The organism is Streptomyces hiroshimensis (genome assembly GCF_014650335.1).
Lineage (GTDB): Bacteria > Actinomycetota > Actinomycetes > Streptomycetales > Streptomycetaceae > Streptomyces > Streptomyces hiroshimensis.
This window is the reverse complement of record NZ_BMUT01000007.1, coordinates 263,645-283,115: the sequence shown is the minus strand read 5'-3', so window position 1 is coordinate 283,115 and position 19,471 is coordinate 263,645. Positions and strand designations below refer to the sequence as shown.

23 protein-coding genes are annotated in these 19,471 nt (G+C 71.5%); 15 read left to right on the top strand and 8 right to left on the bottom strand.

The features are described from left to right. The first annotated feature begins 54 nt into the window (after window positions 1–54). The 8 genes from IE241_RS18250 (at window position 55) to IE241_RS18215 (ending at window position 6,952) form a co-directional block, all read left to right on the top strand. Entirely contained in the window at window positions 55–735 is a 681-nt protein-coding gene (locus IE241_RS18250) for a 7-cyano-7-deazaguanine synthase (RefSeq protein WP_190022819.1), read from the top strand. After that, the gene (locus IE241_RS18245) at window positions 732–1,097 is read left to right on the top strand and encodes a 6-pyruvoyl trahydropterin synthase family protein (RefSeq protein WP_190022818.1); all 366 of its coding nucleotides are present in this window, start codon (window positions 732–734) and stop codon (window positions 1,095–1,097) included. The genes IE241_RS18250 and IE241_RS18245 overlap by 4 nt, the downstream gene beginning before the upstream one ends. A 70-nt stretch (window positions 1,098–1,167) precedes the next feature. Continuing rightward, window positions 1,168–1,896, top strand: coding sequence for a 7-carboxy-7-deazaguanine synthase QueE (locus IE241_RS18240; RefSeq protein WP_308433714.1), 729 nt, complete (start codon window positions 1,168–1,170; stop codon window positions 1,894–1,896). Between the two features lie 3 nt (window positions 1,897–1,899). After that, window positions 1,900–2,496 carry a GTP cyclohydrolase I gene (gene folE, locus IE241_RS18235; RefSeq protein ID WP_229899455.1) on the top strand — a complete coding sequence of 199 codons (597 nt, stop codon included), beginning with the start codon at window positions 1,900–1,902 and terminating at the stop codon, window positions 2,494–2,496. Between the two features lie 78 nt (window positions 2,497–2,574). Beyond that, window positions 2,575–3,585 (top strand): isopenicillin N synthase family dioxygenase, encoded by a 1,011-nt coding sequence (locus IE241_RS18230; RefSeq protein ID WP_190022817.1) that lies wholly within the window; start codon window positions 2,575–2,577, stop codon window positions 3,583–3,585. Window positions 3,586–3,639: 54 nt separating this feature from the next. Beyond that, window positions 3,640–4,884 (top strand): ATP-grasp domain-containing protein, encoded by a 1,245-nt coding sequence (locus tag IE241_RS18225; RefSeq protein WP_229899453.1) that lies wholly within the window; start codon window positions 3,640–3,642, stop codon window positions 4,882–4,884. Then, complete coding sequence (locus tag IE241_RS18220; RefSeq protein ID WP_229899451.1) at window positions 4,884–6,128, top strand: MFS transporter; 1,245 nt, start codon at window positions 4,884–4,886, stop codon at window positions 6,126–6,128. Before IE241_RS18225 ends, IE241_RS18220 begins: the two co-directional genes overlap by 1 nt. After that, on the top strand, window positions 6,125–6,952 hold the full coding sequence (locus tag IE241_RS18215; protein ID WP_229899449.1) for a HalD/BesD family halogenase: 828 nt from the start codon (window positions 6,125–6,127) through the stop codon (window positions 6,950–6,952). The genes IE241_RS18220 and IE241_RS18215 overlap by 4 nt, the downstream gene beginning before the upstream one ends. A gap of 6 nt (window positions 6,953–6,958) precedes the next feature. Here the strand turns inward: IE241_RS18215 and IE241_RS18210 are convergent, their stop codons facing one another. Further along, entirely contained in the window at window positions 6,959–7,315 is a 357-nt protein-coding gene (locus IE241_RS18210; protein ID WP_190022816.1) for a hypothetical protein, read from the bottom strand. 156 nt (window positions 7,316–7,471) lie between these two features. Between IE241_RS18210 and IE241_RS18205 the strand changes: the two genes are divergently transcribed. Next, complete coding sequence (locus IE241_RS18205) at window positions 7,472–7,864, top strand: hypothetical protein (RefSeq protein ID WP_190022815.1); 393 nt, start codon at window positions 7,472–7,474, stop codon at window positions 7,862–7,864. A 126-nt stretch (window positions 7,865–7,990) separates the two neighbouring features. On the opposite strand, the gene IE241_RS18200 is transcribed toward IE241_RS18205, so the two are convergent. Continuing rightward, entirely contained in the window at window positions 7,991–8,395 is a 405-nt protein-coding gene (locus tag IE241_RS18200) for a DUF5997 family protein (RefSeq protein ID WP_190022814.1), read from the bottom strand. 58 nt (window positions 8,396–8,453) lie between these two features. Here IE241_RS18200 and IE241_RS18195 point away from each other — a divergent pair, with 58 nt between their 5' ends. After that, the gene (locus IE241_RS18195; RefSeq protein ID WP_190022813.1) at window positions 8,454–9,269 is read left to right on the top strand and encodes a LysR family substrate-binding domain-containing protein; all 816 of its coding nucleotides are present in this window, start codon (window positions 8,454–8,456) and stop codon (window positions 9,267–9,269) included. Window positions 9,270–9,287: 18 nt separating this feature from the next. Here the strand turns inward: IE241_RS18195 and IE241_RS18190 are convergent, their stop codons facing one another. Then, complete coding sequence (locus IE241_RS18190; RefSeq protein WP_190022812.1) at window positions 9,288–10,547, bottom strand: lipase/acyltransferase domain-containing protein; 1,260 nt, start codon at window positions 10,545–10,547, stop codon at window positions 9,288–9,290. A gap of 176 nt (window positions 10,548–10,723) precedes the next feature. Here IE241_RS18190 and rpmF point away from each other — a divergent pair, with 176 nt between their 5' ends. From rpmF to IE241_RS18175, 3 genes are read left to right on the top strand one after another with little or no spacing between them, the layout of a single operon-like run. After that, on the top strand, window positions 10,724–10,894 hold the full coding sequence (gene rpmF / locus IE241_RS18185; protein ID WP_190022811.1) for a 50S ribosomal protein L32: 171 nt from the start codon (window positions 10,724–10,726) through the stop codon (window positions 10,892–10,894). A 5-nt stretch (window positions 10,895–10,899) separates the two neighbouring features. Next, complete coding sequence (locus IE241_RS18180) at window positions 10,900–12,096, top strand: GTP-binding protein (RefSeq protein ID WP_190022810.1); 1,197 nt, start codon at window positions 10,900–10,902, stop codon at window positions 12,094–12,096. 8 nt (window positions 12,097–12,104) lie between these two features. Beyond that, complete coding sequence (locus IE241_RS18175) at window positions 12,105–12,305, top strand: hypothetical protein (protein ID WP_190022809.1); 201 nt, start codon at window positions 12,105–12,107, stop codon at window positions 12,303–12,305. A gap of 37 nt (window positions 12,306–12,342) precedes the next feature. On the opposite strand, the gene IE241_RS18170 is transcribed toward IE241_RS18175, so the two are convergent. Beyond that, on the bottom strand, window positions 12,343–13,896 hold the full coding sequence (locus IE241_RS18170; protein ID WP_190022808.1) for an MFS transporter: 1,554 nt from the start codon (window positions 13,894–13,896) through the stop codon (window positions 12,343–12,345). A 119-nt stretch (window positions 13,897–14,015) separates the two neighbouring features. Between IE241_RS18170 and IE241_RS18165 the strand changes: the two genes are divergently transcribed. Beyond that, on the top strand, window positions 14,016–14,402 hold the full coding sequence (locus IE241_RS18165) for a winged helix-turn-helix transcriptional regulator (protein ID WP_229899447.1): 387 nt from the start codon (window positions 14,016–14,018) through the stop codon (window positions 14,400–14,402). Here IE241_RS18165 and IE241_RS18160 read toward each other — a convergent pair. From IE241_RS18160 to IE241_RS18145, 4 genes are read right to left on the bottom strand one after another with little or no spacing between them, the layout of a single operon-like run. Next, complete coding sequence (locus tag IE241_RS18160; protein ID WP_190022807.1) at window positions 14,399–15,712, bottom strand: NtaA/DmoA family FMN-dependent monooxygenase; 1,314 nt, start codon at window positions 15,710–15,712, stop codon at window positions 14,399–14,401. The two genes, IE241_RS18165 and IE241_RS18160, sit on opposite strands and share 4 nt — an antisense overlap. Next, window positions 15,702–16,607 carry a creatininase family protein gene (locus IE241_RS18155; RefSeq protein WP_190022806.1) on the bottom strand — a complete coding sequence of 302 codons (906 nt, stop codon included), beginning with the start codon at window positions 16,605–16,607 and terminating at the stop codon, window positions 15,702–15,704. Before IE241_RS18155 ends, IE241_RS18160 begins: the two co-directional genes overlap by 11 nt. Next, window positions 16,604–17,467 (bottom strand): beta/alpha barrel domain-containing protein, encoded by an 864-nt coding sequence (locus tag IE241_RS18150; RefSeq protein WP_229899446.1) that lies wholly within the window; start codon window positions 17,465–17,467, stop codon window positions 16,604–16,606. The genes IE241_RS18155 and IE241_RS18150 overlap by 4 nt, the downstream gene beginning before the upstream one ends. Before the next feature lie 18 nt (window positions 17,468–17,485). Continuing rightward, complete coding sequence (locus IE241_RS18145) at window positions 17,486–18,031, bottom strand: nucleoside 2-deoxyribosyltransferase (RefSeq protein WP_190022805.1); 546 nt, start codon at window positions 18,029–18,031, stop codon at window positions 17,486–17,488. A 627-nt stretch (window positions 18,032–18,658) separates the two neighbouring features. Between IE241_RS18145 and IE241_RS18140 the strand changes: the two genes are divergently transcribed. Further along, the gene (locus IE241_RS18140) at window positions 18,659–19,420 is read left to right on the top strand and encodes a DeoR/GlpR family DNA-binding transcription regulator (RefSeq protein ID WP_229899445.1); all 762 of its coding nucleotides are present in this window, start codon (window positions 18,659–18,661) and stop codon (window positions 19,418–19,420) included. Window positions 19,421–19,471: the final 51 nt, after the last annotated feature.

Below are 19,471 nucleotides of genomic sequence, written 5' to 3'. Positions count from 1 at the left end.
GCCGGGCCCACCCGCCGGCACCGGCCGGCACCCACCCCTCAGCAAGGACACCCATTGTCGAAGATCATCGCCATCGTCTCCGGGGGCATGGACTCCGTGACCATGGCCCACCAGCTCAAGGAGCAGGGCAACGACGTACACCTGCTGTCGGTCGACTACGGCCAGCGGCACCGCAAGGAGCACGACTTCGCGGCCGCCGCGGCCGAGCGGCTCGGCGCCGTTCACCAGGTCGCCGACCTGCGCGCCGTCGGCGCCATGTTCCGCGGCTCCTCCCTCACCGACCCCTCGGTCGACGTGCCCGAGCAGACCTGGAGCGGTTACGGGGAGAGCCCGAACATCGTTCCGAACCGCAATGCCCTGCTCCTCGCCGTCGCCTTCGCGATCGCCGTCGTGGAGAAGGCCGAGGCCGTCGCCATCGGCGTCATAGCGGGCGACGTCACCTCGGTTCCCGACAGCACCCCCGCGTTCCTCGAATCCTTCATCGCCATGGAGAGGATCGCGACCCGCGGATACGCCCACCCGGACCTCGACCTGCTGGCGCCCCTGTCCGGGATGGAGAAGAGCGGCGTCGTCCTGCTGGGCGAGCGGCTCGGCGTGCCGTGGACCCGGACGTGGACCTGCTTCCGCGGCGAGGAGACCCACTGCGGCCGCTGCGCACCCTGCTGGGAACGGCAGGAAGCCTTCCGCGACGCCGGAGTACAAGACCCCACGATTTATCAGGACGGTGGATCATGACCCTGCGCATCACCAAGCAGTTCGCCTTCTCGGCGAGCCATCAGCTGGCCGGACTGCCCGAAGGCCACCAGTGCGGCCGCCTTCACGGCCACAACTACGTCGTCGAGGTCGAGCTGAGCGCCGGACGCGACCGGCTCACCCCGCCCGGCTTCGTCCGGGACTACGGGGAGCTCTCCGAGCTCAAGAAGTGGATCGACGAGCTGCTCGACCACCGGCACCTGAACGACGTGGTCAAGGAGCAGAACCCCTCGGCCGAGAACCTCGCGGTGTGGATCTACGAACAGTGGTTCACGGTCTACCCGGAGCTGACGGCCGTACGCGTCTCCGAGACGCCGAAGACCTGGGCCGAGTACCGGCCCTGACCCCGGCTCACCGCTGAAGGGCCCGACCAGAAGGGCCTGACCAGAAGAGTCCCGACAAGAAAAGGAGGTGGTGCCCTGTGGAACCGGAACTCGTCGTCAACGAGATCTTCGGCCCCACCTAGCGGCCTTCCAGGGCGAAGGCCGGTCCATCGGCCGCCGGTGCGCCTTCCTGCGGCTGGGAGGCTGCAACCTCTCGTGCCACTGGTGCGACACCCCGTACACCTGGGACTGGGCGGGGGAGAGCGACGCGGCGACCGCGTTCGATCCCAAGGCCGAGCTCCATCTCATGCCCGTCGGCGAAGTCGCGGAAAAGCTGCTCGCCTTCGGCACCGGCATGGTGGTGATCTCGGGCGGCGAGCCCTTGAACCAGCAGAAGCGGCTGGTACCGCTCGTCGGCGAACTGACCGGCCGTGGCGTCGAGATCGAGATCGAGACGAACGGCACCAGGGAGCCCGACGAGGACCTGATCGCGGCCGGCGTGCGCTTCAACGTCTCGCCGAAGCTCTCGCACGCGGGAGACCCGGTCGGGCGGCGCATCGTGCCGGCCGCCCTGCACAGGCTGGCGGGGCTTCCCTCCAGCACCTTCAAGTTCGTCTGCCGGGGGACGAGCGATCTCGACGAGGTCGCCGGCCTCGTCGGGGAGTACGGCATCCGATCGGTCTGGATCATGCCCGAGGGGCAGAGCAGCGAGGCGATCGGCAAGCACATGGACGTACTCGTATCCGAGGTCATCGACCGCGGCTGGAACATCACGACCAGGCTGCACACCCTGGTCTGGGGACACAAGAGAGGTGTCTGAGCGATGCTCAACACAGAGATGGACGCCGAGCTGCGGGGCATCGTCGGCGAGACCGACGCGGATCCCCTGGAGCGCCTCGCGCGCCGGCTCCTCCTGGAGATCGGCGAGGACCCGACGCGGGACGGCCTGAAGGACACCCCGGCGCGCTACGCCCGCTGGTGGCGGGAGTTCACCAACTACGACCCGGGCACCATCGAGACCCTCTTCGAGACGACCTCCTCGGGGCAGATGGTGCTGGTCTCGGGGATCGAGGTGTGGTCGCTGTGCGAGCACCACCTGCTCCCCTTCAACTGCTCCCTCACCATCGCCTACCGGTCCGCCGAGCAACTGCTCGGGCTGTCGAAGTTCGCCCGGATCGCCCACCAGCACGCCCACAAGCTGCAGGTCCAGGAGCGCCTCGTCTCGGACGTCGCGCACGACATCATGCGCATCACCGGAGCGCAGGACGTCGCCGTCATCGGCCAGGGCGAGCACCTGTGCATGACCATGCGCGGGATCAGGACCAGTGCCCGGATGACCTCGACCTCCTTCCACGGAGCCTTCGCGGAGGACAGCCCCGCACGCTCCGAACTGCTGACCTTCGTCCGGGGCTCCGCCTGACCGGAAGCCAGGGCACCGCCTGACACCGGAAGGCGGGAGCACCCGCAGACAGCCCCACCCACCGACGAAGGACACGCCTTGCCAGAGATCTTCCCCGTGCTCGACCTGCGCGACGCCGAACGGAGTGCGCAATCCCGCGCCGCATTCCTGGACGCCCTGCGGGCGGCCGTCCACGACATCGGCTTCTTCCAGCTCGTGGGCCACGGCGTCGAGGGCGCCGACGCCCTGCTCGGACTCGCCCGCGAGTTCTTCGCCCTGCCCGAATCCGAGCGGGACGAGCTCAGCATCCTCAAGTCGCCCTACTTCCGCGGGTACTCGGAGCTCGGCCGCGAACGGACACAGGGCCTGCCGGACCAGCGCCGGCAGCTGGACGTGGGACCGGAGTGCCCGGCCCTGCGCCCCGGCCCGGGCGACCCCTCCTACCTGTGGCTCGCCGGGCCCAACCAGTGGCCGTCCGCGCTGCCGGGCCTGCGCCCCGCGGTGCTGGAGTGGACGGACCGGCTGACCGGGGTCTCGCACCGGCTGCTCCGGCTCATCCTGGAGGCGCTGGACACGCCCGCGGACTTCCTCGACGACGTCGTGGCCCCGAGCCCGCACGTGCACTTCAAGCTCCTGCACTACCCGGGGCCGGCGGCCTCCGCGGCGGGCGAGGAGGAGCAGGGAGTGGGCGTCCACAAGGACTACGGCCTGCTCACCCTGCTGCTCCAGGACGACAAGGGCGGACTGCAGGTCGACGTCGGCGACGGCCGGTTCGTGGACGTCCCCGTCGTCCCGGGAGCGTTCGTGGTGAACCTCGGCGAGCTCCTGGAGGTCGCCACCCGCGGCTACCTGCGGGCCACCACCCACCGCGTGCGCCGGCCCGCCCCCGGCGTCGACCGCTACTCCGCGCCGTTCTTCTACAACCCGCAGCTGCACGCCGCCATGCGGCCGCTGCCGAGCCCCTACGTCAGCGCGGCCGGCGGAGTCGAGGACGACCCCGCCAACCCGCTGTTCGCCGGCTACGGCGAAAACGTCATGAAGGGAATGCTGCGGGCCTTTCCCGAGGTCGTCGCGGCCCACCACCCCGGCATGCGGGCACCGGCCGCATGACGCGCCCGTGCCCGCCGCGAGCCCTGCCGAGACGACTCCCGTGAGAGGGACACCGTGAACGAGTGCAAACCCGCCGTCCTCCTGGTCGACCCGCTCAAGAGCGGGGAGGGCTACAAGAAGGCGGCCGCGGACATGGGGCTGGCCGTCGTCGCCCTGTACACCCTGGGGGTCCGCGAACTGAACGCCCGTTGGCCGGACCACACCGACGGCGACGACCTGTCCCTCTACGCCTCGGACGCCTCCGAAGCGCTGGCAGCCCTCGGCAGCCTCGACTACGAGATCAGGGCCGTCGTCCCCGCCTTCGAGTCCGCGGTCCACCTCGCCGACGTCGTCGCGGACGCCCTCGGGCTGCCGGGCAACGACGTCTCCCTCGCGTGGGCCCGGCGGAACAAGGCCGCGATGCGCGCCCACGCGGCCGGGGCGGGCGTCCGCATCCCGGCCTTCCGCCGGGTGCGGGAGCTCTCCGAGGTCCCGGCGGCGGCCGCGGAGATCGGCTACCCGGTCATCGTCAAGCCCACCATGGACGCCGGCGCGAACGGCGTCACGCTGGTCAGGGACGCGCAGGCCGCCGAGAACCTCAGGATCGAGGACGAGAACGGCCTCTTCAGCTGGCCGGACGAGTGGCTGGTCGAGGAGTACGTCAGGGGCCGGGAGTTCGCGGTCAACTGCTTCAGCAGCGACGGCGACCACCGCGTCGTGGACATGTGGGAGTACCGCCAGCCCGATTCCCGGGACTACGACTTCCCGCTCTGGGACAACGTCCAGGCCGTCCCCGAGGACCCCGACTGGGACCGGGTCGCGGAACACGTCACGCACCTGCTCACCGCCTTCGGCGTGCACCGCGGACCCAGCCACACCGAGGTCAAGGTCAACGCCCGGGGGGTCCATCTCATCGAGCTGGGGGCCAGGCTCCCCGGCGGCCCCGCCACGGACCAGTGGGAGCAGTACACCGACATCCGGCCCTTCCACGACTCCCTCCAGTGCTACCTGGGGCGCCGCCCGGAGATCATGGACAAGCCGATCGGCAGCCGCGCGCTCTTCGGGGCCATCGCCGTCCGCAACGACGACGCCCCCGGCACGCTCGTCGCCGTGCACGGGCTGGAGCAGGTCCGCAGCCATCCGCTGGTCGACAAGGTGCTGGTCTCCTACGAGCCGGGTGACCACGTCCCCGTCACCCACGAGGTCAAGACCATTCCCGTCGGCGCCTGGGTGTCGGGCCCCGATCAGCAGACGGTCGAGCGCGTGCTCGCCGAGATCAGGGCGACCGTCAGGCTGGAGATCGCCCCGGATCCGCACTGATGTCCGCCGAGCCCGCCGAGCCCGCCGCGGCGACCGAGCCCGCACCGCGCCGGCTGCTCGCCGGCTACCGCGACCTGCTGGGAGCCCCCGGCTTCCGGCGGATCGCGGCGGCCGCCCTCGCGTCGAAGCTCCCGGCCGGCATGGTCCCCCTGAGCCTGCTGCTGCTCATCGGCCGGGAGTACTCCTACGGCGTCGCGGGCCTGGCCGTGAGCAGCCTGGCGGTGGGGGAGGGGCTGACCGCCCCCCTGCGCGGCCGGCTCGCCGACCGCCGTTCGCCCCGCGTGGTGCTGCCCGTCTGCCTCGCCGGATACCTGACGGCCGGCGCCCTGCTGCTCCTGGCCGTGGCCCACGGGGTGTCCGCCGTCGCGATCTGCTGCCTCACGGCGGTCGTGGGAGCCACCGTTCCCCCGGTCGGCATCATGATGCGCTCGGTCTGGTTCGCAAGCGCCGGTGCCCGGACGCTGCCCACCGCGATGGCCCTGGACACCACCCTGACGAACGCCGCCCTGATCACCGGCCCGGTGCTGACCGGCTGGCTCAGCCTGTCGGTCTCGGGATTCGCGCCGTTCGCCGCCATCGCGGCCCTCATGGCCGGTGCGGTCGGCGTGCTGACCGGCTTCCCGCTCGCACCGCGCCCGGCCCGTCCCGGTCACCGGGCGGCCGGGCCCCTGGCCTCGGCACCCCTGCGCCGCCTGATGGCCGCGCACGGCCTCTTCGTCGTCGCGATCACCGTCGTGGACGTCGTACTGCCCCTCCACGCCCAGGCCTCCGGCGCGGCCGGGTACGCGGGCCTGTACCTGGGGGCCATGTCCGTCGGCAGCATCCTGGGCAGCCTCGCCCTGGGCGCCGCCCCCGCCCTGCTGTCGCGCGGCCCGCGGATCTCCGTACTGCTCTGCGCGTTCGCGGCGGGGGCCGGCCTGCTGGCCCTGGCCGCGCGCCTGTCGCCGCTGACGGTCCTCCTGGTCTGCCCGGTGGCCGGAGCGGTCGTGGGCTCCGCCTTCGGCACCCTGTACACCCTCGCCGGGGACCTCGCCCCCGAGGGGAGGGTCACCGAGACCATGGCCTGGCTCAGCAGCCTCAACCAGGCCGGCGGGGCGGTGGGGGCGGCGGCGGGTGCGCACGTCGCCGCCGCGCAGGGCGGCGGCACGGCGCTCCTGCTGGTACCGGCCGTGGCCCTCCTGGCCGCGGCGATCGGCTGGAAAACGAAACCCGACCCCTCAGCAAAGGAGAAGAACGCGCCATGAACGCAGGCGAGATCAACGCAGACGAGATCACCGTAAGCGAGATCAACGTGGGCGAGATCGACGAGACGCTCGGGAAATTCCTGGCCGAGAACTACACGCCGGAGCGGGTGCAGCAGCTGGCGGACCGCTTCCAGCGCACCGGCTTCGTGAAGTTCGACGCGCACATGCGGATCGTCCCCGAAGAGCTGATAAACGCCGTGCGCGCCGAGGCCGACCGGCTCATCCGGGAGCACAAGGAGCGCCGCGACCTCGTGCTCGGCACCACCGGCGGCACACCGCGCAATCTGAGCGTGGTCAAGAGCCAGGACGTCGAGCAGAGCGACCTGATCCGCGCCGTCACCGGCTCGGAGGTCCTGCTGACCTTCCTGGCGGGCATCACTCGCGAGCGGATCATTCCGGAAGTGTCCGATGACGAGCGCTATCTGATCACGCACCAGGAGTTCGCGTCGGACACCCACGGCTGGCACTGGGACGACTACAGCTTCGCGTTCAACTGGGCGCTGCGCATGCCCCCGATCGCGAGCGGCGGCATGGTCCAGGCCGTGCCGCACACGCACTGGGACAAGAACGACCCCCGGATCAACGAGACCCTGTGCGAGCGGCAGATCGACACCTACGGGCTCGCCTCGGGGGACCTCTACCTGCTGCGCAGCGACACCACGATGCACCGGACGGTGCCGCTGGCGGAGGACGGGGCGGTGCGCACCATGCTCGTCGTCTCCTGGTCCGCCGAGCGCGATCTCGGCAAGGAGCTGACCGGGAACGACCGCTGGTGGGAGAACCCCGAGGCCGGTGCGGCGCGGCCGGTGCACCGGGCCGCCTGACCCCGGTCAGGGACGGGCGTCGCTGTGGCCGCACACCCAGGCCAGGGTGTCGAGCACTCCGTGAACGTAGTCCCTGGGCACGGTCCGCTGCGTGAAGTCCTCCAGTTGCGCTTGGGCGGCGTCCGCTTCGGCCGTCAGGGCGGGCAGGTCCGGGCGCCCGTCGCAGCGGCCGCCGGTCACCGGGGACACCTGTCCCCGGCCCAGAGCCCAGAGGTACGCGGTGAGGGCGCCGCGCGTGTACTGCGTCTGCCGGACCGGCCCCGCCGCCTTCCGGTCGAGCCGGCGATGGGCCTGCTGGACCTCGGCGACAGGGCGGACCCCGGCCCTCGGCCCTTCGGGACCGACGAGGTGAGAAGTAGTCATATCGGTACGCGTAGCCCCGTTGAACGGTTCTACGCCTCGCGTATCGGCGCCCGGCTGCCGGGGTAGTAGGGAGAGCGCGTCCCGACACTCCGGCGAAGGGGAAGCATCATGGCCGACCGCAGTGCGGCAGATGTGCCTGGTGGCTCAAGTGACGCCATGGCCAATCCGGCGATCAAGCGCGGCACGCTCTCACTGACGCAGTCGGAGGACGGCATCCCGACGCTCACGGTGAGCGGGGGGAACGCCATCGCCAAGGGCATCCGCGTGGTGGACGGCTCGGGCAAGGTGATCGCGGCCTACGTGGGGTTCTCCGTCGACGACCTCAGCGTGGCCAAGTCGATGCAGAGCGCGGTGTCCGGAGCCGTAGCCCACTCCCTGGACGGCATATCCGAGGAGCAGGCCGCGAAGGCGGAGGCGCCGTCGGGTGTCATCACCGGGCACACCGGCCCCGACACCCCGGTGAAGCTGACGCCGGACGAGTTCCGTGAACAGGTCGTCGTCACCTTGGCGGGCGGGCTCATCGACCTCTCCCGCGACCTGCGCCGCTGACGTCCCCGCGTTCCTTGATCCTCACGGCCCGGCGGCCGGCCGGAGGCTTACCGGCCGACGGCCGTGCGCCCCGACCGGCGCCGACGCGTGAGGCAGGTGAGGCGGGTGACCAAGGTCACGGAGGGGTCAGGCGTTCGGGCCGTCGGCCTGACCGTCGCGGGCCGCGTTCTTCTCCTTGATGCGCGCGGCCTCCTTGCGGACCTCGGCCTGGACGGCGCGCTCGCGCTGCAGCCACTCGGGCTGCGCGTCCTTCAGAGCGTCGATCTGCTCGGTGGTGAGGGCTTCCGTGACCCCGCCGCGGGCCAGGCCCGCGATGGAGACGCCGAGCTTCGCCGCGACCACGGGCCGGGGGTGCGGGCCGTTGCGGCGCAGCTCCTGCAGCCACTGGGGCGGATCGGCCTGCAGTGCGTTGAGCTCGCTGCGCGAGACGACACCCTCCTGGAACTCTGCGGGGGTGGCCTGGAGGTACACACCCAGCTTCTTCGCCGCGGTCGCGGGCTTCATGGTCTGGGTGGTCTTGTGCGACGTCATGCTGTCAAGGGTATCGAGCATGTGAGCTACCTCTGACCACGACCGGTAACCTGGCGGGGTGACAGGCTCGGAAGACTCCCCTTCGTTCCGGCTCGCGTATGTCCCTGGAGTGACACCCACCAAGTGGGTGCGGATCTGGAACGAGCGGCTGCCCGAAGTCCCACTGACGCTCGTGGCGGTGCCCGCCGCCGAAGCGTGCGAGACGCTGCGGCGCGGCGACGCCGACGCGGGTTTCGTACGGCTGCCGGTGGACCGGCAGGACCTCAGCGCGATCCCCCTCTACACCGAGACGACCGTGGTCGTGATCCCCAAGGACCACGTCGTGGCGGCGGTCGACGAGGTGTCCCCGGAGGATCTGGCCGACGAGATCGTGCTGCATCCCCTCGACGACGTCCTGGGCTGGGAGACGCTTCCCGGGCAGCCCGCGATCGAGCGTCCCGCCACGACGGCGGACGCCATCGAGCTGGTGGCGGCGGGGGTGGGCGTGCTCGTCGTGCCGCAGTCGCTCGCCCGCCTGCACCACCGCAAGGACCTCACCTACCGGCCGCTGTCGGACGCCCCCGAATCCCGCGTCGCCCTGTCGTGGCCGCAGGATGAGACCACCGACCTGGTCGAGCACTTCATCGGGATCGTCCGCGGGCGGACGGTCAACAGCTCGCGGGGCCGACCCCTGCCCCAGGCGGGGCAGACCAAGGAACGGACCAAGGCCCAGGCCAAGACCCAGGGCAAGGCGCAGCCCAAGCAGAAGCGCCCCGGCACGGGCGGCGGCGCGCAGCGCAAGCCGGCGGCCGGCAAGTCCGGCGGCAAGGCCCCCCGGGGCGGCGCGGCCGGCTCCAAGGGCGCCCAGCGCGGAAAGCCCCGCCGCAAGTCGTGACCCGGGCGTGCGCCTCCCTCACCCGCTGAGGCACCGCGAGCGCGGCTGCGCAAGGCGGGTGAGCAGGCGGCCGAGCACGTTCCGGTCGCCGGGCAGGGCGAAGTGCTCGATGCCGGGGTTGTCGGTCAGGCTGAAGCGGTGGCAGGGCATGGCCCGCCAGGCCTCGACCGCCTCGTTGGTGATGTCCTCCTGATTGCCGTCGCCGTCCCGGTGGAGGAAGCGGTCGGTGGTGATCACCTGCCCCGGCTTCAGTCCGTCCAGCTGTGCACCGACGACCGACGGCAGCCCGGACCCCTTCTCCGCGTACGCATCGACGCCGGGGAACCAGCGGGGGCCGGTGAAGCGGACGAAGCCGAGGTAGTGATCGGCGAGCTCCGAGGCCACCGGCAGGCCCGCGTCGGCGAACAGCTTCCGGTAGTCGCGCGGCGTGTAAGAGCGGCCGGTCGAGGTGTCCCGGACCACGGCCTCCCGGTTCCCGAAGACCGCGGGATCGGAGGCGCTCATGTACGTCGAGGGCGCGGTGAGGTACATGAGCGCGCTGCTGACGGCATTCTCCCGCGTCGCCGGGTAGCCGAAGTCCTGGGCGTTCAGGCCGGTGAACAGCACTGGGTAGAGCAGGCCCTGCCCGGGGAGGTTCCCCGCGAGGGACGTGAAGCCGTGGACGTAGGTGTCGCGCCACGCGCGTGAGGTGTGGGTCAGCAGGTACTGCGCGTAGAGCGGCCCGTTGGAGTGGCCGACGAGGTGGACGGGGCGGTTGCCGTTCTCCCTGTACGTGCGCTCGACGAGCCTGCGGGTCCGCTCCAGGAAGCCGCCCATGTCCGGGGTGAGCCGGGCGTCGTAGCCCGCCACCCGGATGTCGGCGTCGCGCCGGTACCCCCGGTCTTCGAGCGCCCGGTACAGCGGCTCGTAGAAGGGCGCGCTGTCCGTCCTGCCGTGGCCGGCGATCCGGACCGTGACCCCGGGCTGCTCCGAGAAGCGTTCCGGCATCGGCTTCGACCGGTCGCCGTCGTAGCGGAGGGTGAGCAGCCGGTCCTGGCAGACCTGGCTGAAGACGGTGCTGGGGTGATCGTTGCGGTACCAGTCCTGGAAGGTGCCCGACCGGGGGCAGCCGGGCGCCGCCGTCTGGCGCTCGACGTTCACCTGCAGCCGGGTGAGGCGGAACGCGGGGAACAGCACGACCGGGGTTCTGCCGGGCGAGGACGCGCCGGCGGTGTCCGGAAGGACGGCCAGCACGATCAGCGCCGCCATCACGAACCGGAGCCAGGACTTACCGGGCACGCCCGACCACCTCACTCGTCACGACTGCCGGTCACCCTGCCAGGTCCCGGCGCCGGAGGCGGCCGCTTGGCGTGAATGCCACGCAAGCGCGGCGGAAGATCGCCTCCACAGTTGGTAATGGGATCCATTTTCATATAGCGTCGGGTCCGTACCGACCGGAGAGGACCCCGAACCCCATGGCCGTTCCCAAGCGGAAGATGTCCCGCAGCAACACCCGCCACCGCCGCGCCCAGTGGAAGGCCGTCACGCCGCAGCTGGTGCCCCTCACGGTCGACGGCGTCGCCCGCCTGGTGCCGCAGCGCCTGGTCAAGGCCTACGAGCGCGGGCTGCTGCGCCCCGAAGGCTGACGGGCATGCGCGGACGACTGCCCGTCACCGTTCTCTCCGGCTTCCTCGGAGCGGGCAAGACCACCCTGCTCAACCACGTGCTGAGCAACCGCGAGGGCCTGCGGGTCGCCGTGATCGTCAATGACATGAGCGAGATCAACATCGACGCCGCGCTCGTGCGCGGCGGTGAGGCCGCCCTGTCGCGGACCGAGGAGCGCCTGGTCGAGATGACCAACGGGTGCATCTGCTGCACCCTGCGGGACGACCTGCTGGAGGAGGTCGGCCGCCTCGCCCGCGAGGACCGCTTCGACCATCTCCTCATCGAGTCCAGCGGCATCTCCGAACCGATGCCCGTGGCGGCGACCTTCGCCTTCCCCCGCGACGACGGCGCCACCCTCGGCGACCTGGCGCGCCTCGACACCATGGTGACGGTCGTCGATGCCGCGGGTTTCCTGCCTGAGCTGGAAGGCGGGGACGGGCTCGCCGAACGCGGGCTCGACCAGTACGAGGGCGACGAGCGCACCGTCAGCGACCTGCTGATGGACCAGATCGAATTCGCCGACGTCATCGTGCTCAACAAGCTCGACCTCGTCGACGCGGAGAGCGCCGGACGGCTGCGGGCCGCCCTCGCCCGGCTCAACCCGCCTGCCCGGGTCGTGACCGCCACCCACGGGCGCGTGGACCTCGGCGACGTCCTCGGGACCGGGCTGTTCGACCTGGAGCGGGCGCAGCAGGCCCCGGGCTGGGTCATGGAGCTCAACGGGGACCATGTCCCGGAGACCGAGGAGTACGGCATCTCCAGCACGGTCTTCCGCTCCGGCACCCCGTTCCACCCGGGCCGCCTGTGGGAGTTCGTCACCGTAGGCCTCGACAGCGGGGCTTACGGCCGGGTCCTGCGCTCCAAGGGCTTCTTCCGGCTGGCGAGCCGGCCCCGGGTGACCGGCCTGTGGTCGCAGGCCGGCTCTGTCGCCCGCTTCGAGCCCTCCGGATTCCGGGACACGGACACGGGCGCGGACGCCGGCTCGGAGCCGGGCAGTGCCCAGGGCCAGGAGTTGGTCTTCATCGGCACCGGCCTGCGCGCCGACGAACTCCGCGCCGCCCTGGCGGGCTGCCTCATGCAGGACGGCGAAGGCCTCCCTGCCGCGGACCCGTTCCCCGCGTGGGACACCCACGGAATCGACGACGCCTGCGAGGCCGGGGTCCCGGGGCCGCCCGTGGGATGATCATGCCCATGTGGAACCGCGGGGGCGCGTGCAGGCGCTGTGGAAGGGACGGCCGCTTCTGGCGGCGCACGTGCCGGCGCTGCCGGCGCCCGGACCGGGCCGAGCGGGCCGATCTGGCCGTCGACGCCGCGGACACCGCGATCGAGATCGGCGCACTGGGCTGGGTGTGGCGCGTGATCCGGACCGTGGTGAGGGTCCTGACCGACTGAGGGCGGGCCCGGCGCGGAGCCCCGCCCGAGGCCGCGCCTACGGGCCCTCTCGGCGCGGGCGCAGCACCAGCGCCACCAGGACCGCCGTGACCGCGAGGCACGCGGCGGCGACGGCGGACACCGCCGTGAACCCCTCGTCGTAGGCCCGCCGGGCGGCGCCCAGTACGCCGCGGGCCGCGGACGCACCGAGCCCGTCCCCCGTCTCCGCCGCCCCGCTGAACGACTGTTCGACGGAAGTCCGCTGCTCGGGGGAGAGCCCGGGGAACGCGGGCAGGGCCACGCGGTACGTCGCGGTCAGCACCGTCCCCAGCACGGCCACCCCCAGGCCGGCGCCCAGCTCGAAGGACGTCTCCTGGATCGCGGCCGCCTCGCCGGAGCGCTCCGGCCGCGCCGCACTCATGATGGAGTCGGCGCCCAGCGTCATGACGATGCCGGCCCCGTACCCGGCCACCAGCATCGGCCCGATGAGCGTGCCGTACTGGGCCGTCTCCCCGACCAGGGTCAGTACCGCCAGGGCGCCCGCGAAGACGGTGAGCGCTCCCGTGAGCGACCACCGGTTGCCCCACCGGGCCGACAGCCACGGCGCGGTCGTCGCGCCGACGGCGTTGGCGCCCGCCAGGGGCATCAGCGCGAGCCCCGCCCGCAGGGGGGAGTAGCCCCCGGTCTGCTGCAGCCACTGCGTGAGGAAGAACAGCAGGGCGACGTAGCTGCCGAAGCAGCTGATGACGCACACGGTGGCCGTCGAGAACCGGCGGTCGGCGAACAGCGAGAAGTCCAGCAGGGGTTCGGCGAGCCGCCGCTGCCGCCGTACGAAGGCGTGAAGCAACAGGGCCCCGCCGAGGGCGGCGACAACCACGGCCCAGTCCACGCTCAGACGCTCGCCGGCCTGCTTGAGGGCGTAGACGACGCCGCCGAGGCCCGTGACGGACAGCGCGACGCTCGCCAGGTCCCAGCGGCGCGGCGCGGGGTTCCTCGACTCGGGGATGACGCGCGCGCCGACGGCCAGGATGACGAGGACGATCGGCACGTTGACGAGGAAGACGGCGCCCCAGCCCCACCGCTCCGTCACCAGCCCGCCCACCAGCGGTCCTATGGTCGCGCCGACGCTGTGCGCCGCCGTCCAGATGCCGATGGCGACGGCCCGCTCACGGGCGTCGGTGAAGACGACCCTGATGACGGCGACCGTCGAGGCCATGATCATGGCGGCGCCGACGCCGAGGGCGATCCGCGCGGCGATCAGCTGGGGCGTCGAGGCGGAGAACGCGGCGGCCGCGGACGCCAGGCCGAACACGGCGAAGCCGCCGAGCACCATGCGCTTGCGGCCGATGCGGTCGCCCAGCGTGCCGCACGTGACCAGCAGGGCGGCGAGCGTCAGGGAATAGACGTCGACGATCCACAGCAGCTGCACTCCGCTCGGGTGCAGGTCCCTGCTCATGCTCGGTACGGCGACGTGGAGCACGGTCAGGTCGATGCCGCACAGCAGCAGGCTCGTGCAGAGCACGGCCAGGACCGCCCGGCGTCTGCCCGGGGTGACCGGCGACTCCGCTTCCGTTCCCGCTTCCGCGCGTGCCGGTGCCTCGCTTTTCGCCATACCCGCACTATGGGACGCTACCCACGCGGCATACAAGAACGGTCATGAATGTGCCGTAGTACCACTCTGTATACCGACTCTGCATATCGACTCTGCCCACCGACTTGGAGGTGGTCCCCGTGCGGGACAGCAGCCAGGAGACGCCGGAGTACTGCGCGATCGAGACCGCGATGGAGGTGCTCGGCGGCCGCTGGAAGCTCGCCATCCTCAAACAACTGCTCACGGGGACGCTGCGGTTCAGCGAGCTCAAGCGCGCCCTGCCCCGTATCACCCAGCGCATGCTCACGCGCCAGCTGCGCGAGCTGGAGGCGGACGGGCTGATCACCCGCACCGTGTACCGCGAGGTGCCGCCGCGCGTCGAGTACGCGCTGACCGAGGCCGGCCGGAGCCTGGACGCCATCGCGGACCAGCTCGACACATGGGGCCGCTGGTACCGCGACACGTACCGCGCGGCGGACCGCTCCGCGCAGGAGCAGCCCACCGCCACGGCCGTCGGAACTCCCTAGAACTCCCTGAGGTTCTCCTTGAGCGTGCGGCCGGGCTCGTAGGCCGCACGGGTCAGGCCGCGGCGCTGCAGCGCGGGGACGAGGCCGTCGGTGACCTCCGCGATGTAGCGCCGGTTCAGCCGCAGCAGGGGCGTGGTGAGCATGAAGCCGTCGCCCCCGGCCTCCTCCATCACCTCGCCCATGCGCTCCGCGACCTGATCCGGCGTGCCGACCAGGTCCACCGAGGACACCAGCCCGCCCGCGCCGTCCACGACCAGCTCGCGCAGGGTCTTGCCGCTGCCCCACTGCTGCAGCTGGTCGAGGGAGCCCTGCTCGCCGTTGGTCTCCAGCCGGTACGGCAGGGGCTCGTCGAGGTCGAACCGGGCGAAGTCGATCTCCGTGAGCGCGGAGGTCTGGGCCAGGATGTCGTGGATGAACTGCGGTGAGGAGACCATGCGGGCGTGCTTGTCGCGGGCGTCCTGCTCGGTCTCGCCCAGCACGGGCGTGACGCAGAACAGCACCTTGATGCGGTCCGGATCGCGGCCGAAGTCCGCGGCGTGGCGGCGCACGTCGTCACGGAACTTCCGCATCCCCTCGACGCCGTTGGCGATGGCGATGATCGAGTCGGCGTTCCGTGCGGCGAAGACCCGCCCGCGCGGAGAGGCGCCGGCCTGGACGAACGCGGGGCGGTGCTGGGGCGAGGGCACGGTGTTCAGCGGGCCGCGCACGCTGAAGTGCTTGCCCCTGAAGTGGATCGGGCGCACCTTGGTGTGGTCGGCGTAGATCCCCTTCTCCCGGTCCAGGACGACGGCGTCGCGGTCCCAGGAGGCGAACAGCTGCCGGACCACGTCGACGTACTCGTCCGCCATCTCGTACCGGACGTTACGCGGCGGCAGCTCGTCCATGCCGAAGTTCCGCGCCGCCAGGGTCTCCGCGCTGGTGACGATGTTCCACCCGAAGCGCCCGCCCAGCATGCTGTCCATCGTCGAGGCCAGGCGTGCGGTCATGAACGGCGGATAGGCCATCGTGGACAGTGTGGTGACGATGCCCAGGTGCGAGGTGGCCAGCCCCATGGCCACGGCCAGCGGCACCGGATCGTGCTTGGGAACGGACATCGCCTGACGGAGGGCCGCCTCCGTGGAGCCGCCGTAGCTCTCCGGGACCATCAGCTTGTCCTCGACGATCACGTAGTCGAAGCAGGCGCGCTCCAGGGCCCGGGCGACCTCGGTGTGGAACTTTCCGTCCCACGGGGACCCGCCCGTACCGAACGGCCCCTGCCAGTCGTCGGGCGTGAAGTTGAAGATGAAGGCGAGGTGGAACTTACGCGTCATGCGTCTTCCCTCCGCTCTCGGTGGATGCCGCGCCGCTCCCGGTGGATGCCGGCCCGCTCCCGGTGGACGCCTCGCGCCGGTCCGGCCGGGAGCGGGCGAAGAGCAGGCCCTCGCCGCCGCGCACCAGGGCGGCCGCCTCCGCGGTCACATGGCGGAACAGCTTCTCCCCGAAGGCGGCGCTCGCCCCCGACGTGGGCGACAGCACCCCGCCGGTGGTGGTCTGCTCCGTGTCGACGGGATGCAGGTACACCCCGCTGCGCGGCGGGCGGTCGTGGTCCGGGCGGGATGCGCCCACCAGGTCGGGCCGCAGGTACAGCATCAGGCTCGTCTCGGTCAGCCCGGCGTGTTCGGCGTGCCAGCCGGGGAAGGCGGGGAACTCCGCCGTCAGCCAGGACTCCTGGACGAGGCTCCACCAGCTGAAGGCGAAGATCTCCTGCTCCTCGACCAGCCCTTCCTGCCGCACCTGCTCCAGGGCCTCGAAGATGAACGGCTCGTTCTCGTAGTGCCCGTTGACCACGATCAGGCGCAGGAACGGCAGCCCGGCCAGGGACGTGAGGGCGTCGCGGAGGAACCGGATGAGGGTGTCGCCGTTCACGTACACCGTGCCGGGAAAGGACAGCCCGCCGCCGCTCTGCGGCAGCGAGCGGGCGGCGACCGACTGCACGGGCAGGGTGATCCCGCCCAGGTCGGCCGCGAGCTGCCGGGCGAACTCCTCGGCGAGCACGGTGTCCACGCAGAGCGGGAGGTGCGGACCGTGCTGCTCGGTGGCCCCGATCGGCCAGACCAGCGTACGGGCCGCGGCCACCCGCTCCTCGACGCAGGAGCTGGTGAGATCGGCGAAGGAACCGGAGACGGGAGCGGGGGAGGAGCAGGGGTCCGGGAGCAGGCTGCTCATGTGGCCGCCTCCAGGGGGCCCTGTGCGAGGCCCGCGGCTTCGCCGACGATGCGGTCCAAGGTGGCGTACGTGTCGGTGTGCAGCGCCGTGTAGACCTGCACGGCCTGGGCGCCGACGCTCAGGTAGTCGGCGACGTCGCGGCCCGAGGCGACGCCTCCGCAGCCCAGCACGGGCAGATCGAAGCCGCGCTTGCGCAGGCGCCAGACGGCCGCGAGGACGAGCGGCTTGATGCCGGGGCCGGAATAGCCGAAGGTGCCGCCCAGCTCCAGCTCGCCGGTGTCCGGCACCACGGCCGCCCCCGGGATCGTGTCGCTCACGGTCACGGCGTCGGCCCCGCCGGCCAGCGCCGCACGCACCCGGGCCTCCAGGCCCTCGCCGATGGCCAGTTTCACCGAGAAGGGCAGCGAGGTCCGGCTCCGCGTCGCGGCGGCGTAGGCGTACACCCGCTCCGGAGTGTCGTCGGTGAGCCCCGGCCCCTCGTTCAGGCACGAGATGCCGAGCTCCAGGGCCCGGCACCCCGTGGCCTGCACCTCGGCGGCCAGCGCGCCCAGCTCGCGGGGGGTGTCGGCGTGCAGCGAGGCGATGACCGGCAGGTCGTCCTGGGCGAAGGAGCGGAGCACCATGAGCCAGTGGTCGACCGTCCGCTTCGAGTACGTGGTGCTGTTGAGCATGCCCACGGGCAGCCGCACGAGCCGCTCGTCCAGCCCCCTCGGCGGGCTGGGGTGAATGGTCTTGGTGACCACGGCTCCTGCGCCGGTCTCCAGGAGCCTGCGGATGTTGCGCTCCTGGTCCGTCAGGAGCCCGGACCCGACGATCACGGCGTTCCTGATCCTCAGGCCCAGTACGTGAACAGCGGACACACGGTCCTCCGGGAGGTGTCAGGCGGGGATGCCGGCCTGGACGGCTTTCTGCTGCTGTCCGGTGGCCGACACGATGGCGTCGATCAGCAGGTCCGGCTTCCCGGCGAATTCGTCGAAGTCGACGGCGTGTACGGAGCCCACACGGTGCAGGCCCTTGAGAAGGTGGCTCGCCGATTCGGCGAAGGGCTGCCGGGTGATGAGGACGACGGGGCGGCCCATGGCCGTGGCCCAGCCGAGTTCCACGTGCGTGCCGTCCGTCCGGTGCAGCGTCTTGTCGTCCAGCAGGGGGAGAACGGGGACGAAGACGTCGCACTTCCGCATCCAGCGGTAATCGCGCACCGACACCTGCTCCGGGGTGAAGGAATCGGTCTCCGCACCGAACTTCTCCACGACGTGGGCGGAGAATATGTTCCCGCCGTTCTCTTCGACGACGGCGATCGCGGTCGAGATCGCATCCTGCAGCGAGGCGGTGAACCCGCCGGGGAGAATGGCGTGCTGGATCGGTCCGCCGACGAATACGTCGAGGCCGGTGAGGGGGCCGGGACGATTCCTTACGATTTTCACCGCGATTGCTCCTTCACTTGCTTCTGCATGCGCTTCTTCACTTGCTTCTTCACATCTTCCCGGTGTGCGTCATCGACGATGAAGAAAGCGTGGCACCGGCCCTCAAGCAGCGTCAATCAACGCCGGGACGGTTGGCCGAATCATCAACCGGCCCTGAACGCAGGCGCTTTGCACGGGCGATGACCGAGCGGGCACGGCGAATGCCCGTACCGGGGTTCAGGGGTGCCCGGAACGACGCGCCGAAAAGAAATGACAACCCGCAAAGGGGCGGCCAGGGACGCCTGAGAGGCCGGGGCGCGCCGGAACGGCCCGGTTGAATACCGGCCACGCTTGTCGTCGTTGGACCCGGCGCTCCGCCCACCCCCTCTCCGACCGCCGGACGGGAAAGCGGAAGGAGCGGGACGGTCATGAAGCGGTTGCCCGCACCGCCGCGACCGGGCGCGGGAACGCCGGGGCCGGCCGGCGAAGGCCAGGTCCCGCCGCATCGCTTCGCGTTCCCCGGCGGGCGGATCCGGGCAGGAACTCCCCTGCGCCGGGCATGCCCACTCCACCCGGGCACTTGTAGAAACGCACCCGGAGGCCCGTACGGGCATCGCGGTGCCACCACCACGCGGCAGGGAGTGCACCTTGGAAGCCGAAGAGCGAAGACGGGGGATGCTCGAACTGGCCCGGCGCAACGGAATGGTCGACGTCGGCAAACTCGCCGTCGACTTCGGTGTGTCGAGAGAGACCGTCCGCCGCGACCTGCGGGTCCTGGAGGAGCACGGGCTGGTCCGGCGCACCCACGGGGGCGCGTATCCCGTGGAGAGCGCGGGCTACGAGACCACGCTGGCCTTCCGGACCACCATGCACGTCCTGGAGAAGCAGCGGATCGCGGCCGCCGCCGGGGAGGTCGTCGGGGACGCCGAGACGGTCTTCGTCGACGAGGGGTTCACCCCTCAGCTGATCGCGCAGGCACTGCCCCGCGACCGTCCCCTGACGGTGGTCACCGCCTCCCTCGCGGCGGCGAGCAGCCTGGCGTCCGCCGAACTCGTCACCGTCCTGCTGCTCGGCGGGAGGGTGCGCGGCAGCACCCTGGCGACCGTGAGCCACTGGGCCACCCGCATGCTCGCCGGGTTCGTGATCGACCTGGCGTTCATCGGTGCCAACGGCATCTCCCGGGAGTACGGGCTGACCACGCCCGACCCCGCCGTCGGCGAGGTCAAGGCCCAGGCCGTACGGGTCTCGCGGCGCCGGGTGTTCGCCGGTGTGCACACCAAGTTCGGGGCCGGCAGCTTCTGCCGGTTCGCGGACGTCTCCGACTTCGAAACGATCATCACGGACACGGCGCTGCCCCTGGCCGAGGCGCACCGCTACTCGCTCATGGGCCCCCAGGTCATCCGCGTATGACCGGCCCCCTGCCGACCGGCGCCCCTGGAACCCGACCGGACGCCTCCACCC

What these genes read in the sequence shown, in the direction of transcription:
- IE241_RS18245 (WP_190022818.1), top strand. Translation starts at nt 732, where the DNA reads ATGACCCTGCGCATCACCAAGCAGTTCGCCTTCTCGGCGAGCCATCAG.
- folE (WP_229899455.1), top strand. Translation starts at nt 1,900, where the DNA reads ATGCTCAACACAGAGATGGACGCCGAGCTGCGGGGCATCGTCGGCGAG.
- IE241_RS18220 (WP_229899451.1), top strand. Translation starts at nt 4,884, where the DNA reads ATGTCCGCCGAGCCCGCCGAGCCCGCCGCGGCGACCGAGCCCGCACCG.
- IE241_RS18215 (WP_229899449.1), top strand. Translation starts at nt 6,125, where the DNA reads ATGAACGCAGGCGAGATCAACGCAGACGAGATCACCGTAAGCGAGATC.
- IE241_RS18210 (WP_190022816.1), bottom strand. Translation starts at nt 7,315, where the DNA reads ATGACTACTTCTCACCTCGTCGGTCCCGAAGGGCCGAGGGCCGGGGTC.
- IE241_RS18205 (WP_190022815.1), top strand. Translation starts at nt 7,472, where the DNA reads ATGGCCAATCCGGCGATCAAGCGCGGCACGCTCTCACTGACGCAGTCG.
- IE241_RS18200 (WP_190022814.1), bottom strand. Translation starts at nt 8,395, where the DNA reads ATGACGTCGCACAAGACCACCCAGACCATGAAGCCCGCGACCGCGGCG.
- rpmF (WP_190022811.1), top strand. Translation starts at nt 10,724, where the DNA reads ATGGCCGTTCCCAAGCGGAAGATGTCCCGCAGCAACACCCGCCACCGC.
- IE241_RS18180 (WP_190022810.1), top strand. Translation starts at nt 10,900, where the DNA reads ATGCGCGGACGACTGCCCGTCACCGTTCTCTCCGGCTTCCTCGGAGCG.
- IE241_RS18175 (WP_190022809.1), top strand. Translation starts at nt 12,105, where the DNA reads ATGTGGAACCGCGGGGGCGCGTGCAGGCGCTGTGGAAGGGACGGCCGC.
- IE241_RS18170 (WP_190022808.1), bottom strand. Translation starts at nt 13,896, where the DNA reads ATGGCGAAAAGCGAGGCACCGGCACGCGCGGAAGCGGGAACGGAAGCG.
- IE241_RS18160 (WP_190022807.1), bottom strand. Translation starts at nt 15,712, where the DNA reads ATGACGCGTAAGTTCCACCTCGCCTTCATCTTCAACTTCACGCCCGAC.
- IE241_RS18155 (WP_190022806.1), bottom strand. Translation starts at nt 16,607, where the DNA reads ATGAGCAGCCTGCTCCCGGACCCCTGCTCCTCCCCCGCTCCCGTCTCC.